The organism is Paenibacillus amylolyticus, from assembly GCF_050990605.1.
Classification (GTDB): domain Bacteria; phylum Bacillota; class Bacilli; order Paenibacillales; family Paenibacillaceae; genus Paenibacillus; species Paenibacillus amylolyticus_H.
The window spans coordinates 4,621,758-4,640,392 of record NZ_CP158832.1; the positions used below are offsets into that span (position 1 = coordinate 4,621,758).

15 protein-coding genes and 2 pseudogenes are annotated in these 18,635 nt (G+C 45.9%); 8 read left to right on the forward strand and 9 right to left on the reverse strand.

Features of this window, described 5'->3' with window-relative positions:
* Positions 1-106: 106 nt before the first annotated feature.
* From ABTV53_RS20510 to ABTV53_RS20520, 3 genes are read right to left on the reverse strand one after another with little or no spacing between them, the layout of a single operon-like run.
* The gene (locus ABTV53_RS20510; protein WP_433745847.1) at positions 107-229 is read right to left on the reverse strand and encodes a hypothetical protein; all 123 of its coding nucleotides are present in this window, start codon (positions 227-229) and stop codon (positions 107-109) included.
* A gap of 44 nt (positions 230-273) precedes the next feature.
* Positions 274-777 carry a hypothetical protein gene (locus ABTV53_RS20515; protein ID WP_433745849.1) on the reverse strand — a complete coding sequence of 168 codons (504 nt, stop codon included), beginning with the start codon at positions 775-777 and terminating at the stop codon, positions 274-276.
* The gene (locus ABTV53_RS20520) at positions 774-1,337 is read right to left on the reverse strand and encodes a hypothetical protein (protein WP_433745852.1); all 564 of its coding nucleotides are present in this window, start codon (positions 1,335-1,337) and stop codon (positions 774-776) included. The genes ABTV53_RS20515 and ABTV53_RS20520 overlap by 4 nt, the downstream gene beginning before the upstream one ends.
* 181 nt (positions 1,338-1,518) lie before the next feature.
* On the opposite strand from ABTV53_RS20520, the gene ABTV53_RS20525 reads away from it, so the two are divergent.
* Positions 1,519-3,693: a sensor histidine kinase gene (locus ABTV53_RS20525; RefSeq protein WP_433745855.1), complete on the forward strand. Its 2,175-nt coding sequence runs from the start codon at positions 1,519-1,521 to the stop codon at positions 3,691-3,693.
* An 8-nt stretch (positions 3,694-3,701) separates the two neighbouring features.
* Positions 3,702-4,418 carry a response regulator transcription factor gene (locus ABTV53_RS20530; protein WP_433745858.1) on the forward strand — a complete coding sequence of 239 codons (717 nt, stop codon included), beginning with the start codon at positions 3,702-3,704 and terminating at the stop codon, positions 4,416-4,418.
* Positions 4,419-4,475: 57 nt separating this feature from the next.
* On the opposite strand, the gene ABTV53_RS20535 is transcribed toward ABTV53_RS20530, so the two are convergent.
* Both ABTV53_RS20535 and hcp read right to left on the reverse strand, forming a co-directional pair.
* Positions 4,476-5,864 carry a PTS transporter subunit EIIC gene (locus tag ABTV53_RS20535; protein ID WP_433745861.1) on the reverse strand — a complete coding sequence of 463 codons (1,389 nt, stop codon included), beginning with the start codon at positions 5,862-5,864 and terminating at the stop codon, positions 4,476-4,478.
* A 232-nt stretch (positions 5,865-6,096) separates the two neighbouring features.
* Complete coding sequence (gene hcp / locus ABTV53_RS20540) at positions 6,097-7,389, reverse strand: hydroxylamine reductase (RefSeq protein ID WP_433745864.1); 1,293 nt, start codon at positions 7,387-7,389, stop codon at positions 6,097-6,099.
* A 396-nt stretch (positions 7,390-7,785) separates the two neighbouring features.
* On the opposite strand from hcp, the gene ABTV53_RS20545 reads away from it, so the two are divergent.
* Positions 7,786-10,437 carry a cation-translocating P-type ATPase gene (locus ABTV53_RS20545; RefSeq protein ID WP_433745867.1) on the forward strand — a complete coding sequence of 884 codons (2,652 nt, stop codon included), beginning with the start codon at positions 7,786-7,788 and terminating at the stop codon, positions 10,435-10,437.
* A 63-nt stretch (positions 10,438-10,500) separates the two neighbouring features.
* Here the strand turns inward: ABTV53_RS20545 and ABTV53_RS20550 are convergent.
* Positions 10,501-10,885, reverse strand: a pseudogene (locus ABTV53_RS20550) (VOC family protein).
* 112 nt (positions 10,886-10,997) lie between these two features.
* Between ABTV53_RS20550 and ABTV53_RS20555 the strand changes: the two are divergent.
* Complete coding sequence (locus ABTV53_RS20555) at positions 10,998-12,347, forward strand: MFS transporter (RefSeq protein ID WP_433745870.1); 1,350 nt, start codon at positions 10,998-11,000, stop codon at positions 12,345-12,347.
* A gap of 156 nt (positions 12,348-12,503) precedes the next feature.
* On the opposite strand, the gene ABTV53_RS20560 is transcribed toward ABTV53_RS20555, so the two are convergent.
* Complete coding sequence (locus tag ABTV53_RS20560; protein ID WP_433745873.1) at positions 12,504-13,160, reverse strand: DUF2625 family protein; 657 nt, start codon at positions 13,158-13,160, stop codon at positions 12,504-12,506.
* A gap of 408 nt (positions 13,161-13,568) precedes the next feature.
* Here ABTV53_RS20560 and ABTV53_RS20565 point away from each other — a divergent pair, with 408 nt between their 5' ends.
* Genes ABTV53_RS20565 through ABTV53_RS20580 form a run of 4 tightly spaced genes read left to right on the forward strand, consistent with a single transcriptional unit; the run spans position 13,569 to position 16,627 of the window.
* Entirely contained in the window at positions 13,569-14,783 is a 1,215-nt protein-coding gene (locus ABTV53_RS20565; protein ID WP_433745876.1) for an MFS transporter, read from the forward strand.
* Positions 14,776-15,339 carry a TetR/AcrR family transcriptional regulator gene (locus tag ABTV53_RS20570; RefSeq protein WP_339166708.1) on the forward strand — a complete coding sequence of 188 codons (564 nt, stop codon included), beginning with the start codon at positions 14,776-14,778 and terminating at the stop codon, positions 15,337-15,339. Before ABTV53_RS20565 ends, ABTV53_RS20570 begins: the two co-directional genes overlap by 8 nt.
* Before the next feature lie 46 nt (positions 15,340-15,385).
* The gene (locus ABTV53_RS20575) at positions 15,386-16,036 is read left to right on the forward strand and encodes a hypothetical protein (protein ID WP_433745880.1); all 651 of its coding nucleotides are present in this window, start codon (positions 15,386-15,388) and stop codon (positions 16,034-16,036) included.
* Between the two features lie 33 nt (positions 16,037-16,069).
* Positions 16,070-16,627 carry a DUF1697 domain-containing protein gene (locus tag ABTV53_RS20580; protein WP_433745882.1) on the forward strand — a complete coding sequence of 186 codons (558 nt, stop codon included), beginning with the start codon at positions 16,070-16,072 and terminating at the stop codon, positions 16,625-16,627.
* A gap of 138 nt (positions 16,628-16,765) precedes the next feature.
* Here ABTV53_RS20580 and ABTV53_RS20585 read toward each other — a convergent pair.
* Positions 16,766-17,207 (reverse strand): annotated as a pseudogene (locus ABTV53_RS20585) (Hsp20/alpha crystallin family protein).
* Positions 17,208-17,399: 192 nt separating this feature from the next.
* Complete coding sequence (locus tag ABTV53_RS20590; RefSeq protein WP_433745884.1) at positions 17,400-18,602, reverse strand: MFS transporter; 1,203 nt, start codon at positions 18,600-18,602, stop codon at positions 17,400-17,402.
* Positions 18,603-18,635: the final 33 nt, after the last annotated feature.

An 18,635-nucleotide genomic window follows, 5' to 3' on the forward strand; every position in this document is an offset into this window, starting at 1 on the left:
ATGTCTGATTCGGATGACGATAATGGACACGCCAACCCAAAAAGAAGCAAGCAGGTCACATATTGTGTGATCTGTGTGCTTCTTTCATCGTTTGGGGAGGATGAGACTACTTCACAGCAGCAGCGGTTGTGTTCACTCGCAATTGCTCATTCAATTTCAGAACATTTTCGATGCGAAAAATTTTACCACCGCGTGTATCTTCTTTTATGCTAGGGAGCATAGGTACCATGTTAACTCACCTCCTTTCAAATCAATTTTAATGAGCTCAACGCGTTAAACGGCTGTTTTAATTTTCAGATAAACCAACAATGAATCCAGCTCTGCCGTATACACATGTTCTGTTCTTCCGTTACGCTCCTGTGTATCCGTGTGTGTGGAAAACTTGCTGTATAACCTGTTAATGTAACGGTTATTAGCCACGGCGTGAAATTGTAACGTTTGAATCTCGTCATTTTCCTGACAGATCTGTAGCACCAGGTCACGGAAGCCGGCGAAAAATACTCTGCTGCTGCGATGTGGCTTCGCCAGCATGACCGAATCAATAAAAGCCGTCTGTCGATCTTCGGTATAACGATACTGCCCGAAACCACCCAATTGCCCCTGCTCATCATCAAGCAACAACAGCCGAGAGTGCAGCAAGGTACTGATGAGATGCGACAATGCGTCATGCAACATGTATTGTTCATCAAACTCCTCACTGTTTGCCAGATAAAAACGAGCAAACCGGGCATAGTCTGCATCCTGCAATACTTCGTGTGATTTGGCATGCAGCATCATGGTGTGACCTCCTTATCACGAGCTCCCTTCACCCTTGACACTCGATGAAAAGAGGAAAGGTATGCCCGAAGTTCAGAAAGGTATATTGCATAAGCGTCTATAGATCCTCCATATTCACTTTCTGTGCTTCCGATTCGCTTTGCAAATTTGGAGAACAGTCTTTGGTTAATCCGATCTTTAACAGCCCAAAAGCGCATTTCCTGAACCGATTCTATCTCTTCTTGTTCGTCAATATGTTGGAGGAGGAACTGCAAAGCTTCTACCATAAGTCTGCTTCCACGATACTCTTCCTTTATGAAGGCTATTTGGAGCTGAATGACATGACGATCCTCGTAATCATGCTCCCCTGTGCCATGGATATAACCCAGTGCTCCTGCAATTTCATCCTGATCATCAAAACACAAAATCGCTCCACCTCCCATCAACAGTGGACTGGATATATAGCTGAGTGTGACCGGAAAGTTATATGGCATATTCAGTTCCTTGTAATGAGCCAGCAAAAAATCCATATAACGATGCTGGTACATATAGGTCGAACAGATGGAGAAGTAACGACTCATGAACATGCTTCCTTTCTGTTGCCGGGACTTTCTCCCTAAAGATGATGTGGTCTATTGTACTTAGGTTAGTTTAAGTTTTGTTTAAGTCCGGGATAATTCGTCAAATTTCTTCTTTCTGCAAATGAAGGATCACTCTATAATATAGTTATCCTATCCTAGCCCTAGCCGGAGGTCACCCTAGATGAAGTTTATGAATTCCGTTCGTGGCCACATTGGAAAGCAACCATTGCTATTCACCATCCTGTTCGTTCTTGTAATCACTATAGTGCTCCTCGTCATCCATGCGACCAATTCAACCAATACCTCAGCTGCAGCTGAGTCCACTCCCCTCCACACTTCCAGGAATGGAGTTCTTGATCTGTCCCGTTGGTCTGGTTCAACCACTTCTGTCATGCCTCTGGATGGAGATTGGGAATTTTACTGGCAGCAACTGCTGGAACCCATTGATTTTCACTCTTCTTCCAAATCTGAGCCTGTACCGACTTTCGAACAAGTCCCGGAAGCTTGGACAACGTATCGCATGGCAAATGATAAAGTCCTCCCCAACAGCGGGTATGCGACCTATAGACTCCGCCTTGTACTTCCTGATGAGACGTTAAAAGGATCCACACTTGCCATCTATCCCAAAAGTATCGCCTCAGCCTACCGGATCTGGATTAACGGTCAATTTAAGGGCGGTCATGGTATCGTCGGGACCAGCCTTACCAATGAGAAAGCAAAGAGCTTTCCCAACGTTATCTATTTTGAAACTGAATCAAAATGGAATGAAATCATCATTCAAGTCTCCAACTTCTCTCAAAGGAATGCGGGTATCTGGCAGAGCATGGAGCTTGGAACAGCAGAAAGTATCTCCTGGATCCGTCTATTACGTGTATCAGCACAGTCATGTATCGTTGGAATTTTTCTAGTTATGGCATTATATTATGGTCTTGTGTATCTCAACCGAAGAAAAGAGATATCGGCCCTGTTATACAGTATGCTCTGCCTGTCTGTTGGCGTACGCACGGTGGTTCTTGGCGAATCGACTGCCCTCTACCTGATTCCTGACATGCCATGGGAATGGGCAGTAAAAGCCGAATACATATCTGTTGCCACGACCGCTTTACTATTAATTCTGTTCATTAATAGAGAACACCCTAAGGAATCCATACCTTGGATATCCAAAATAGCAGGATTCATCCTGCCTTGCTTCATTTTGTTGTTTCTCCTGACACCTGCCCGCGTGTACACATACTATTTAACACCTTTTGCTTGGGGGGTGCTGTTTCCGTCGTTGGTTTATACGCTATGTATGTATGTCAAGTCAGTCTTTAGACGAAAAAAAGGTTCCGTAATAAGCATGATCGGTTTTTTATTTTTCATGGCTTTTGCCTTAAATGATATGTTATTTTATACGGTTCACTTGCCCACAGAGGATATGCTCTCTGTTGGATTGCTCATCTTTTTATTAACACAAGCGTATAATCTGACTTCCCGCTTCTCAAGAGCATTACAGCAAACGGAACATTTGTCTTCCCAGCTTCAGCGAACAAACCAGCAGTTGGAACGAACCGTAGAGGAACGAACACGTTCATTGCGACAAAGTAATGGAGAGCTTCAGCAGGCCAATCAAAAAATGGCTGAATTCGAATTATTTCGCGTTCGACTGCTGTCCAATATATCTCATGAATTAAGCACACCCATCACATCCATCAAAGGGTTCGCCAAAGCACTGAGGGATGGTATTATCACTACAGAGGCACCAAAGTATATTAACCGAATCTATACACGCTCTCTGCTTTTGGAACGCATGATTCACGATCTGATTGAACTAACGAAGTTGGAGACCAACCAGATCCAGTTTCATATGCAGGACGTACATCTGCTATCATACGTGCAGGAGCTGTTTCAGAAATACGAATGGGAAGTGGAGGAACAGGGGATTCATTACCGCCTCGAACTTCCTGAAGAACCCGAATCGCAGTTGTGGAGGGCACAGTTGGATCCAATACGGATTGAACAAGTCCTGTCTAATCTCATCTCTAATGCGCTGAGGTTTACCCCTCCTTCAGGAACAATACAATTGCGTCTATCTCTTGAAGAAACACCTCAAACCGAAACCGGGTTCACAGCATGTATGTACGTTAAGGATACGGGTATTGGCATTCCACCCGAATGGCATGAACAGATCTTTGAACGATTTGGACAGGCTCAACAACAACAACAACAACCGGATCGAGATCATAAAGGTTCTGGATTGGGGCTCGCCATTTGCAAAGAGATTATGTACTATCATAACGGACATATTGGTGTAACCAGTGAGCCGGGCTCCGGCAGTGAATTTTCTATTCAACTGCCCGCATGGAAAGGAGGGTGACTTTGAACATGGCTTACATAAAGAAGAATCAGCGTATACTTATTGTCGAAGATGACACAGATATCGCGGAGCTGGTCATGATCTATTTGCAAAACCAGGGTTATGAGTCTTATACCGCCCAAACACTCCAGCATGCGACTGTTCTGCTTGAAGAACGAGTTCCTGATCTGATTCTATGCGATATCATGCTGCCGGATGGAAACGGAACAACGTGGGTTCAGAGCGTCAAACGAAGCACAGAACTGCCCATCATCTTTCTTAGCAGCCGGCAGGAAACGGAAGATATCATTCAGGGGCTGGAACTCGGGGATGATTATATCACCAAGCCATTCGATCCGGATATTATGGTCGCCAGAGTAAAAGCGCAACTGAGGCGTTCGATCACGAAGACCAACACCTCGGCAATTGCCAAAGACAATGTATATCGTGACGGCTGGCTAGATTTGCACTTTGGTCATTTTGAAGTCAGGGTTGACAGCAAGCTCATCAGCCTGCCTGCCAAAGAACTTCAGCTTCTTTTCCTCATGGCAAGTCGTCCGGGGCATGTGTACAGCACAGAATACTTGTTTGAACACATATGGGGGCTGGATAACTGGAGTGACGTTCGAACCGTTATGGTCCATATTCATAACCTCAGACGCAAAATCGAGAATCCTTCCAGCTCCCATCGTTACATAACAACTGTACGGGGGATGGGCTATAAATTTCAGACACGGCTGGATTAATAAATTCGTCAGTCTTAATAAAAAGAGCCTGCACCTTCGGGTGTGGGCTCTTGATTTTTAGCCTATCCTGTTTTTACTTCCTCTCCCTGCCTGCCAATTCACAAGTAATCCGGACACACAGAAGGCAATAACCATACCTATACAGGTATGCAGCACATTCATTGAATCGGTTTCCATGAAAAACGGAATTCCTAGCAAACTGACAGATTCACTAAATACGAATGATTTTACAGAGAGAAGACCATAATACAGTCCACCAGCGGCACCCCCAAGCAGTGCTGCATAAAAAGAAGCTCTTTTTCTGATATTCACGGCATACATGGCAGGCTCTGGCACCCCCAGAAGAGCTGTTCCTGTTGCCCAGAAAGCCAGTCTTCTGAACTCAGGTTGTTTGCTGCGAAGCCCGGAAGCAAATGCTGCACCCGCTTGTGCAACATAGGCAACAATCATCGCTGGGAAGATAATGGAAAATCCATTAATCATCAATTCATTAATTATGATGGGAACGAGCCAGTAATGTAATCCAGCAAGCAAGAGCAGCGAAAAAGTTGCACCGAGCAGGACAATGGCTACAATGGGCGCATCATCAAGCAGTGAGTTCATAGCACTCGGCATCTGATCTTGAATCCATGTCCCCAGTGGACCAAGCACCATCAGGATCAGTGGCACCAGAACTCCCAACGTTAACACTGGAGCAAGAATTCCCTGAAGCACTCCGGGACTAATGCGTCCAACTGCTTTTTCCATATAGGACGCTGCTAAGATCGTCAAAAACATCCAGAGAGAAGCCGAAAGAAAAGCCGGCTGTGATACCATGGGTACTCCCATAAAGTGAACTTGACCTTCACTTGCCAGTAAGTAGCTTAACTGCGGGTGAAACATCAATCCGCCGATGCTTGCAGCAACATATATATTACTCTTTAACCGATACGCCGTACTAACTGCTACCAGAATCGGCAGAAGGTAAAATGCACTGTCTCCTATGGATTTAAATATCGTAAAGGTCTCACTATCCATCAGCGTGGAAGAATCCGCAGAACTGTATGTATTGACTAACGTAATAATACTGAGCAGGATCTTAATCACAGCCGCTCCGAGAATCGCAGGCATCAAGGGCCTGAACACATCGGAAACAAAGTGTAAGATTGAAAATTGGTTCTTCTTTGCATGTCCTACTTCCTGCAGTGCTCTCCCTTCCGTTTCCCCCACGCCCATACTCAGTAACGTGTTGCAGATCAAGGAAGATTCATCCTTTATTGCCAGATGGCAATGCTTACCCGTTACCCGAATATCTGCCACATAGTCTGTGGAGGCCAGAACCGATATGTCCAATTGGGAACTGTCCATCAGTACCAGCGTCGTTATGCCTTTATCGTGCTCTACGAGCTTGATGTTCTCCTTCCCACCTGCGAGTTTCAAGCAATCTTCAATCTGTGTGTCATGCATGATGTACAATCTCCTTATGGTACGGTAAACCCGTGTTTTGTGATGTGTTACTCTAATATGCCTCTATCAATATAGGCATTTCCACGAAAAAACTTCAATAGGATAAATAAACTAATTTCCCTTACATTGCATGTTTATTTACACAAGGTATATTGGCCTATGACATCGTTACGTAGCAAAAAAGCCTGCAAAAGCGCAGGCTTCTCACATATCTTCTCTTCCATTCATGCCCCTATGACAATGCCAACATTGCGTTCATATCTTCTTCTGCCGTTGTAATCAACTTCAGACCGAACATATCCACGAGCACATCCAAGACACCTTCGGATATGAATTCAGGTGGTTTTGGTCCAATCCGAATGTCCTGAATGCCGAGACTGAACAGGCCGAGCAGGATGGCTACTGCTTTTTGCTCAAACCAGGACAAGACGATGCTGACAGGCAATTCGTTCACGGTACAGCCAAAAGCATCCGCCAAGGCCATGGCAATCTTCACCGTAGAACCGGAATTATTGCATTGACCCAGATCGATGTAACGCGGTATACCCGTGTCTCCAACCGTACCATAATCCACATCGTTGAAGCGGAACTTGCCACAAGACGTGGTCAGAATTACAGTATCATTGGGTAATGATGTCGCGAGTTCACGATAGTAGTTGCCGCCTTTGCCTGGTGCATCACAGCCTGCAATAACGAAGAATCGACGGATATGACCGTCTTTCACCGCTTGAATAATCTCGGGAGCAAGGCCAATCACCGTCTCATGATGGTATCCTGTCGTTAAGACTTGCTCGGACTGTATATCTGCCGCAGGCAGGGACAATGCGCGTTCAATCAGGGGTGAGAAGTTATCATCCATAATCTTGGCAACGCCCTCCAGACCCGCCACTTCGTATGAGAAAAAGCGGTCTGCATATGTGCCTTTGATCGGCATGACACAGTTGGTCGTTGCGAGAATCGCACCCGGGAATTGTTCGAAAAGTCTTCTTTGATCGTACCAGGCTTTGCCGATATTGCCCTTGAGATGGGTGTATTTCTTCAACGCCGGATAACCGTGTGCAGGCAACATTTCCGAGTGGGTATAGATGTTGATTCCTTTCCCTTCAGTTTGACGCAGCAGTTCCTCCAGTGCATACAGATTATGTCCCGTTACCACGATGCACTGTCCTTCGATCTGATTCTGACTAACCGTAATCGGTTGCGGTATACCAAAACGATCTGTATGCGCACGATCCAGCACGTCCATAATGCGGATTGCTGCATTGCCGACTTTCATCGCCATCTCCAGATGCTCTTGAACATTAAAATTCGAGTTCGTTAATGTCATATATAATGCCTCATGTGTAATCCGATCCACCTCAGGATCATGATATCCCAACTGGCGTGCGTGTGTTGCATAAGCAGCAATTCCTTTTAACGCAAAGATCATCGTATCCTGCAAACTTGCGATCGTTTCATTTTTGCCGCATACTCCTACCACGGTACACCCGCCACTCGGCGTCTGTTCGCACTGATAACAAAACATATGGGTTCCCTCCAAACTAGATTAAACACTGTTCGTTATGAAGTAGCGTAACAGACCTCGATATGTCCATGTGTGATGGTGCTTACAGTTTCTGATCCAACACCTGTATATGGTTCTCTGAACTAACCTTCCTCCGGGATATCGTCTGATCTGATCTAAAATTCTCCATAGTTCATACCACCATAAGTTTCATTCCAGCGATGTATGTTATGTCTCTGCATCATTGGAAATAATAACATTGGAAATGAAGCATATCTCGGCTCATTATGAAAAATACTGTGTACAGCTGAAAACTTATAAATCCTGTAATCTAAAAATTATGAAATGAAACGATTCTAGAATTTGCCCGTAAGGGTAATACACAGAGAGAAATCTAATATTCAAGGAGCTGGTCAATTGCAACACTACAGACACAGTGCAGATGAAACCCTTCAGGATGTACAGAGTTCCTCTAAGGGACTCACGACCTCCGAAGCTGCCAAGAGACTTGAAACGGAAGGATATAACGAGTTAAAAGGGAAAGATGCAACACCAGTCTGGAAATTGTTCCTCGAAAATTTTAAAGATCCGATGGTCATCGTGCTGTTGATTGCAGCCGCGGTTCAGGTTGTACTTGGACACCTGATCGAATCCTTGATCATATTCCTGGTTATTTTGCTCAATGCGGTAATCAGCGTAGTTCAGACCAAAAAAGCCGAGAGTTCGCTTGATGCGCTGAAACAAATGTCTGCACCCGAAGCCAAGGTCATTCGTGACGGTCAGAAAAGAACCATTCCAGCGAGGGAACTCGTTCCCGGTGATATTGTTATGCTGGATGCAGGTGATTATGTCCCGGCGGACGGACGTATTCTGGAATCAGGAAGTTTGAAAATCAACGAAGGTATGTTGACTGGAGAATCCGAAGCAGCGGAGAAACACGCCGACACCATCCCGGATGAAGCTCCAATCGGAGATCGTCGCAATATGGCCTTCAGTGGCTCACTCGTCGTATATGGACGGGGCATGCTTGTCATTACAGGCACAGCTCTCAAAACCGAAATTGGTAAAATTGCCGAACTGATTGAAAATGCCGAAGCCAAGAACACGCCATTACAACGCAAGTTGGAATCATTTAGCAAAAAACTGGGCTTTTTCATCTTGGGATTGTCGATTCTCATCTTTGGCATTGAAGCCGGTCGTGTATGGTTGACCGAAGGTACAGAGAATATCGGGCCGTCCATTGTAAATGCACTGATGTTTGCTGTAGCTGTTGCGGTTGCTGCCATTCCTGAGGCACTATCCTCCATTGTGACGATCGTATTGTCACTCGGAACAAATAAGATGGCCAAACAACATGCAATCATTCGCAGACTGCCTGCCGTGGAGGCACTCGGTTCTGCCAGTATCATCTGTACTGATAAAACAGGAACACTAACTCAGAACAAGATGACTGTCGTGGATTATTACATTCCTCATGGCACCAAGGACGAATTCCCCGATGATCCCGACAAGTGGTCGGAAGAGGAACGACGTTTGTTACATATTGCAGTGCTCTGCAATGATTCGAATATTAACCAGGAAGGCAAGGAATTGGGTGATCCAACCGAAGTGGCCCTGATTGCCTTCAGCAACCGGGTGAACAAGGATTACAATGAAATCCGTGACCAGTTCCCGCGTGAAGCTGAGCTTCCTTTTGACTCGGATCGAAAGCTCATGAGTACAGTGCATACCTTCGAGGGACAGACGGCTTTGCTGACCAAAGGTGGACCGGATGTGCTGTTCAGTCGCTGTAGTCATGTATTTATCAATGGTGAGGTTCAGCCCCTCACACCCGAGATTCGCACACAGTTTGAAGAAAAAAATGAGGCCTTCTCCAAACGTGCCTTCCGTGTGCTGGCCTATGCGTACAAAAAATTCGATGATAAAAACCAGGTTACGATTGATGACGAGCATGATCTTACGCTTGTTGGCCTGACAGCGATGATTGACCCACCGCGTGAAGCGGTATACGGCTCTATTGAAGAGTCCAAAAAAGCGGGCATTCGCACCATCATGATCACCGGAGATCACAAAACGACGGCTCAGGCGATCGGTGTGGATATCGGTCTTGCCGAACCGGATGACCTCGCCATTACCGGAGCTGAACTGGACAAAATGTCTGATGAAGAGCTGGATCAAAAACTCGAACATATCTCGGTATATGCCAGAGTATCTCCTGAGAACAAAATTCGGATTGTTCGTGCATGGCAACGCAAAGGCAAGGTTGCAGCCATGACCGGCGATGGAGTTAATGACGCACCAGCGCTGAAACAAGCCGACATCGGCGTAGCGATGGGTAGCGGAACAGATGTTGCCAAGGATGCGGCTGCCATGATTCTGACGGATGATAACTTTGTCTCCATCGTGAATGCGGTCAGTGTTGGGCGGATGGTATTTGATAACATCAAAAAAGCTATCGCATACCTGTTCGCCGGTAATCTCGGCGCCATTATCGCCATTTTGTTTGCCTTGATCGTCGGCTGGGTTAATCCATTTACAGCCCTTCAGCTGCTGTTCATCAATCTGGTGAACGACTCCCTGCCTGCCATTGCCTTGGGTACAGAGAAACCCGAGCCGGATGTCATGCGACGCAAACCGCGTGATATTAACGAAGGCATCTTCGCAGGCGGAACCCTGCAGGCTGTGATTACGCGTGGTGTCCTGATTGGTGCGGCTGTTATCGTCTCCCAATATATCGGGCTTGGCATCTCGGAGGAAATCAGCGTAGCTATGGCCTTCACTACCTTGATTCTGGCACGCAGTCTGCAAACTTTTGCAGCACGTTCCAACACACAGACCATCTTCCAGGTGGGCTTCATGACCAATAAATTCGTGCTTGGCTCCATTCTGGTATGTCTCTGTCTCTATGCAATCACACTGATTCCAGGTGTGCGCGGCGTCTTCGCTATTCCTGACACATTTGGCTGGAATGAATTCTTCATTGCAGGTGGACTCGCTCTTGCTGCCGTCATTCTGATGGATGTCATCAAATGGATTCGCAATCGCGGCAAGCAAGTCACTGTAGCATAAGTTCTGCAGATATCGTATGCACAAACAGGCGCCCGTTATCGGAGCGCCTGTTTATGTATCTAATTATCCCTGTTTGATGCCAAAAGCGATCCATCGTCCATCGATATCCTCAATCACAAACTCCTTGTTATTATAGTCTGTATGATTGAGGGCACGTACGATTTTCACATCTGCGTTGATCAATTCCTGTTGAAGCTCTTCCTGGTTCTTGGTAATAAAATATGCATCATACCCATAACCATATAATTCTCTGTTGGGCATTACCTTTTGTCCATTGCTTTGGGTTAAAATAATCTCGGTGAGATCACGATACAGACAGACATGAGGTTCCGCGGCATCCAGATATTCGACCACACGAAAGCCCATCTTTTCTTCATAAAAACTGTGCTGTTCGCTTCATATCCAACGTGGGAAATACGCTGTGGGACATTAATAATAAGTGATTCATACTATTATGACATTATTGCCATATCATAAAATGAAGTGTAAAATGATATATTGCTTTTCATCACATTTTCATCAAAGTACGATCCCAATTCACATTCATCGATAAGACAGGAATGGTTTACGTGAAAGATAAAATTGTCATGCCACTCTGGACGTGCTGTTTGTTCATCGTTGTGATGAACACCACCATGTTCAATGTTTCTTTGCCCGTCATTATTCATGATCTGCAGATTACCTCGGACCTGGGATCTTGGGTCATTTCCAGTTATTCCATCGGATACGCCCTGTCGACGGTGATTTATAGTCGATTATCAGACCGTATTCCGGTACGTAAACTGTTAACGGTCGGGCTCCTGATCCTGGGGTTATCTTCATTGCTGGGGTTGTTCGCGCATAACTTCGCGATCCTGTTGCTCACACGCATTCTGCAATCTGCGGGTGCCGGGGTGATGGCCGGTCTGGGCCTCGTCATCGCAAGTCGTTACATCCCGGTGGAACGGCGCGGAGCTGCCATCGCACTCATCTCATCAGGCAGCGCCATGGCTTTTGGACTTGGCCCCATTGTCGGCGGACTCATTAGCGAGTACTGGAACTGGAATGGACTTTTTGCCATAACGGTGCTTGTCCTGCTCGCGCTGCCTGTATTGCTCTATTTTCTCCCACGTGAATCCGTCAAAACGGATCAGCCATTTGATGTTATTGGTGCCATACTAACCGTCATTAACGCCACTACACTTCTGGTAGCAATCACCATGCAGTCCTGGTTATGGTTTGCCATTGGCGTTATTTCACTTGTTGCACACCTCCTGTATATTCGGAAAGCAAGTCTCCCGTTTGTGAATCCACAAGTGTTCCAAACGCCAGGATACACCCGGTTAACCCTTATCGGATTCTGCGTGCTGGTGGTGAATCTGGGCAATCTGTTTTTGATGCCGCTTGTGCTCGCTGATCTATATGGGCGCTCTTCGCTCGCCATTGGTTTGCTGATTGCTCCTGGAGCTATTGTTGCAGCATTTTGCACCCGTTTCGTTGGACGGTGGATAGACCGTTATGGCAATATGCGATTCATGATCATCGGACACCTCCTGCTCGCAGCGGTACTTGCCTTATTCATGCTCGGACTGGACCAATCCGCCCTGGTCATTACCAGTGGTTATCTCTTTTTCTCACCGGCACTCTCTGCATCCATGGCTTCATTGAATAATGAAGCATCACGTGTGCTGCCCAAAGCACAAATTGGTTCAGGTATGGGTATGTTACAATTGATTCAGTTCTTCGGTGGATCGGTATCTGTAGCCGTCTGCGGGTTGCTGCTCCACAGCATTCCGGGAGTACCGGTAGAGGAGGCTTATCATGTGGTGTATGCTTGCCTGCTGATCGTCTGCGTTGTTTCACTGGTTCTGACCATCTGGCATAGCAGAGCTTCACGCTCTGGCATTGAACCTCTTCTATTGGACAATTAATATAGGATGTTTAAAGTTCTGAACAAAAAGGCCCGCGCCAAGCGCGAGTCTTTTTTAGTTTGGAACAGAAAAATCGTTTTGTTTCAAATGAATCACTCAAAACTTGAACTTATCGGTCATCAGTTGCTTTCCTTATTTCATCCTACATCAGCGCTACTATTTCCCGTCCAGTGCCGACTTCCAGGCCTCCATGATGCTAATTGGGGATTTGCTGCTGCTCTCTCCGCCACCTTCCTTCGTCCAAAGTGGTGGATAATACGCAAATACTTGTCCCGTCTGTAGCTGTGCCATATCCTCCTGCCAGCCTTTCCAGCGAAACGTCTGATAGAACTGCCCCAGATCACCATCCGCCAGCCAGTTAATGAACTCTGAATATGTCAGTTCTGTCGATTCCCATTCAAGTGTATCCGGTGCAAAATAATAGATGTGTCCCGTACGGCCATACTTGCCTGTATCCAGTCCGAAGAAACCACCTGCCGCATCATATGCGACGACGATCAACCCTTCCAGAACATCTACCCAAGGTTGCTCACTCACACCATTCCAACTGGTGAGGCTTCCATAGGTACTGTCACCACCCGCACCAAGCAGCGTGATCCAACCATGGTCAAGTACAATACCTTCTGTCTCATAAGCAACAGCTCCCAAATAGGATTTGGTGCTTATTTGCAGACGATAGAGGACATCCTCTCCAGCCTCCTGCTTTGCCGGAACATACACATATGTATTTTGCCCGCTATCCAGAAGTTCCTTGAGTTCTTCCCATGCGTGATTCTCCCGATCTACTAATTCAGCTATTGTTAATGTATTCATGAGCAGTCTCCTCACTGATTTTATAAAAAGCATATCATGGCTTATTAACCCGTTCAAATCTGCTATAATCTAGGGCGTGTCTGAAAACGAACCGAGCGAAGATTTTCGTCCTCAGGCGAATTCTCCGGCTAAGGCGTATGGCTACCTTGCTCCGCGGTAAAGTTAACCTGATGCTACTCAAGTGAAATTAGCCCCGCCTATTTTCACACAAATAAAAGGAGCTTGTGCGATGTGGGATCGTTTCCCCCACAATGCATAGGCTCCTTTTCGCTTTCTATAAGAAACGTTTGATTAATCGACTGTACGACGCCCAAATCTGAGATAATACGCACTTTACAATCTGACCATCGTCAGGTAAAATCAATTCAACATGTCGCGCGACAGAGATCAACATTACGGAGGAAAACCATGAGTACTTCTACATTCAGTCCTACACCTCAGCAGCTCTGGGGAAGATCATTCCTATTTATCATGTTAGCCAACGCATTATTGTTTATGGCATTTGAAATGCTGCTTCCCACCTTGCCCTTATTCGTCTCAAGTCTGGGTGGAGAAGCCTCCCAGATCGGGCTTGTTACTGGCATATTTATGTTCTCTGCCATCTTGATTCGCCCCTTCACATCTGTTTTGGCAGCTCGAATAGATAAAAAATATCTCTTGATTATCGGCATCACTATCTGTGCATTAATGACAGGCGCATACTACCTATCGTCAGGTATTTGGATGATTCTCGTATTCCGAGTCATCCATGGATTGGGATTTGGTCTGGCAACAACATATTTTGCGACGATTGCGACTGAAAACATACCCAGAGATCGCCGGGGAGAAGGCATGGGGTATTTCGGAGTAGGGGAGACAGTCGCCATATCCATCGGACCCCTGATTGGAACAAGCCTGTTGTTTAAGTACGACTACCAGAGCCTGTTTATGGGAGGTATGTGCATTTTGCTGTTAGCTCTCCTGATGACAGTGTTTGTATCCAGAAAACCGAAGACAGGAGTTCGTAGCGAGTCCATGCAAACCCATGTCCCTTCGGTGAAACTTATTGAAAAGAAGGTACTCTTCCCTTCCCTTCTCATTATGCTCGTTGGCATTGCAGCTGGTTCAATCATGTCCTTTGTGGCTTTATTCGCCGCCGAAAGAGGGTTCGAGAATATAGCCTGGTTTTTCTTCATCGTCGCCATCGCCAGCTTCGCCGTCCGACTATTCTCTGGGAAGATGTTTGATCGATGGGGGCCAGGCTCCGTGTTGTTGCCTTCTGCTGTGTTTGCAATCGCTGGATTGCTGATGCTGATTATCGCCCAGAATGATGTGCAATTCCTGATCGCCGGTGCGTTATACGGCTTTGGCTTTGGTGCCATATTCCCGGCCATTCAGACCTGGTGTGTGAATCTCGTAGAGGAACATGAGCACGAAAATGCGATGGCTTCCTTCTTTAACTTCTTTGACCTCGGAATTGGTGGTGGTTCGTTGATCCTGGGCGTTGTGGCATCTGTATTTTCCTATACGGTGGTGTATGCTATCTCTACAGGCATTTTTGTGGTATATATCTTGTTATATTTGGTATACTCCCCAAAAAAGCAGCGGTATACAGCTCACCAACTGGAGGTAGACATTGAGTAAAAAACGAATCAAGGAAATTGCCATTCAACATTTTAATCGTTTGGGTTACGAGGGGACCAAGATGGCGCAGATTGCCGAAGAGGCAGGCATTCGCAAGCAATCTCTGGCTTATCATTATTCATCCAAAAAAGCGTTATTACTGGAGTTATATGAGGAAGTCGTTCAGGAGGAACAACAGTTTGTACGCCAATTTTTCAGCGAGTCTGTTACCCAAACGCTGGATCAGCAGCTATATGCCTTTTTACATGAACACAAAAATCGTTTCCTAACCCATCCGAACGTCGCTTTTATGTATATCCTTTCTTTCATTACACCTCTGGAGGTGCATGATTTTGTGCTCGCGCAGTATCGAACGTACCTCGGGACACTGAAGGAAGAGCTGGCAGCCGTATTTACCAGACATCCCGATATCCGCCTGAGTCCGGAAGAAGCCACCGTAGCTTTTGTCACCGTGATGGATGGATTAGATGTACAGCTCGTGTATGAGACAAGACAATCCTATGAACAAGCTTTGGCAATCACCTGGAATGTCTTCTGGTCAGGCATCCAGCGTTAACGGATCAATTACGATCAGACTGCACAAATAGGAGGACTCAGATATCATGCAACAACTGGATGCGGCCTTGAGCCGTTTTGTGGAACAGCAGGATTTATATAATGAAGCTTATGGACTTTTCAAAAATCATGATCTGCGTCCCCGCGAACATCATCAGAAGCCGGAAGTAGACGCACGAATACCTATTTCACCGGAACTTCAGTACCTCTACAGTCACTATGAAATGGTGGATGCCCAAGCTGAAGGTACACTAAAAATGAAAAATGCCGCAGTCGAAATCGGTGATGCCGCACTGATCTCCTTTGTCGCACCTGAACATCTGCTTCGTCAGCAACTGGGGTTCCGCTGGATTGGCATGAATGAACCTTATGAAGAGTCCTCCACTTGGCCAAAAAATCACGTCATCATTGCAAACTTTAACGATGATCCGATTATTGTAGATGTGGAAGCACCGAACTCTCCAGTATATGTTGCTTTTACAGGTGGAGAACCAAACCGTGTTGCTGATTCGCTGTCAGACTTTTTCAGTGCACTAGCTATCCTGATAGAAGCCGCACGGAGCTATTCCGGAGAATTGAAGGATGAAGAAACCTATGAAACAAAGCCCGAGTATCTAGAGCAAGTGGAACCTTTATTGCAGGATCTGTTGGGAGAAGAGTATACTGCTCATCTTTTAGAGTATCTGTCCTTTTGTTAAAACGGTGAATTGAAGGAATTGGAGGGCCATCATATGATATATGTAGCCTTGTTGCGGGGCATTAATGTAGGCGGAAACAATAAAATTAATATGAAGCAGTTGAAAGAAACGTTTGAACAAGCAGGCATGCTGGATGTCGTTACCTACATCAACTCTGGCAATATTATTTTTGCCGATCATCAGGAACGTGCCGATGCGAATAAGGAGATATCCCTTGTGCTAGAACAGGCCATCGCCGCCGACTTCGGCTTACAGATCAGGGTGATGGTACGGAATATGGACGAAATCCAGAGTGTTATTGAAGCACTCCCGGAAGAATGGACTAATGATGATACGGCCAAAAGTGATGTGATGTTCCTCTGGGATGAGATCAATGAGCCCTCCGTGCTGGACAAACTGCCTATTAAACCGGAAATCGGCACACTGATCTATGTTCCCGGAGCCATTTTATATTCGGTCAGCAGAGAAGACGCGTCCAAAAGTGGTATGAACAAGCTCGTAGGGTCCAAAGTCTATGCTTATATGACCGTAAGAAACGTGAATACCACACGTAAGATCTATGCACTAATGCAGGCAACAGCAGAAAAATAACTCGACTCAGCAAAATAGATATTCAATTTTGTCTCATCTCGTCCAATTCATATCCAAAATAAAGCATGCAGAAAACATCCTTATGGATGTCTCCTGCATGCTTTTTACCGTGTTAGAAATCTATGCTTTTTCTAGGTATTAGTCAATCTGAATGCGTCTGCGAGATTGATCATCCCCAGGACGTTTCGGAATCTCGAGCTTCAGCACACCGTCTTCCAATCTGGCTTTAATGTGCTCCTCATCAACATGATCAACATAGAATCGCCGGATATTCGCCTGATCGGCGTTCCTGCCGAATGATCCGATTGGAGTCATCTTTCTGTTCGACCATGTCATGACGTTTGGCACGAATAATCAATTCATTGCCTTGAACCTGAATGTCTATATCCTCTTTGGCGATGCCCGGAAGCTCGGCTTCTACCAAATATTTGTCATCCTCCTCACGAATGTCCGTGCGAAATGGCTGGGAGCCAGTTCCAAAAGGGGAGAAGAATGAATTCTCAACCATGTCATTGAAGGATTTCAACATGTGTCCGAACGGGTCTTCATTTCGCTTACGAAACGGAATCAGATCAAACATGAAAATCAGCTCCTTTTGTGTGGTTGGTTTATTGGTGTTGCTTACATTGATTATTATAATACCCGTGCAAATAAGGCTCAAAGTCCGTAAAAGACGAAAAAAACCGATTTCTTTTCATCATGGTTTACTATTTTAAAATAGATCCTTTTTTCTTTCATTTTTGACCTTATTTGATCTTCTGACTTTGTCTGACTATAACGAATGAATGGCGTTCGCCACAGTATTGGATTGATTCTTCCGCATACCCAGCATTATGATTGCCAGCAAGACAACCAGAACAGCTACGAGCATAAATGGAACATGTTTATCCACCTGATAGAGTGTCGTTGTAAGCAAAGGCGTAATGACGGCGGATATCCCCTGAATCGCTGCTACCAATCCCGCTGCACCCCCCTGCTGTTCTTTGCTAACTGCCAGCGAAGCACCTGCCATGAACCCTGGCATCATCAGCCCCGAACCCATGCCAAACAGGAAAAACGAGAAATAATACATGGATAACACGCGGAAGACCAGAAACAGGATCATGCTTGCGATCAGAAAAAGGGACCCGAGCAATATCATCGGACGTGGCTGCCATTTCAACCACTTCATCTGAATGACCTGCATGATCAACATCGCTGCTCCAGAGAACATGAGTCCAAACGAAACCATTCGGGCCGTTGCCGCCGGGGATAGAGCCAGTTGATCCTGAAAATAAAATCCTCCGACAACCTGCAATGTCATGATGCCCATCATCGTAACCAAGCCTGCAGCAAGGTACATTCGTAAACCACGTTGCAATGGGTTGACTTTAGGCGGTTTTGCCTGAATGACCGGATTGGCTGCCGGGATTAACAGCAAGGCAATAATAAACGCAGCTATCGCTATAAAAATGCCAAAATAAAGCGGCCAGAGCAGACCGATGAGGGTAAAAGCCCCTGCAATCGCAGGTCCAAATACAAGGCCAAGTCCATTCGCAGCACTGATAATCGCCATTCCGCTTCCCCGCTCTTCCCCTTCTGTCACATCACCCATATAGGCCTGGGCAGAAGACAGCACCGCCGGAATAAACATACCGATCAGACTGCGTGTCACAATCAGAAGAGTTAACAACACCCCCCCTCCGATCCATGCATTTAATCCCCCATACAATGCCAGGGCAAATAATGCACAGCTAACAGACATGCCTATGAATCCAATCAATATGATGGGTTTTCTGCCCTTCAGATCACTGAATCTGCCCCATACCGGAGCCATAACAGCCATCATAATGGACCCAAGTGAGATAATAAGGCCGGAATGACTTTCTTTCATGCCCAACTCGCGAATAAGTGGTGGCATGATGGGTGCAATCAGCATCAGACCCAACATGGCTGCAAATACGCTAAAAAAAATACTTCCTCTGATTCGATTCATGCTCATACACTCCTCTATATTTCAGTACAGTAT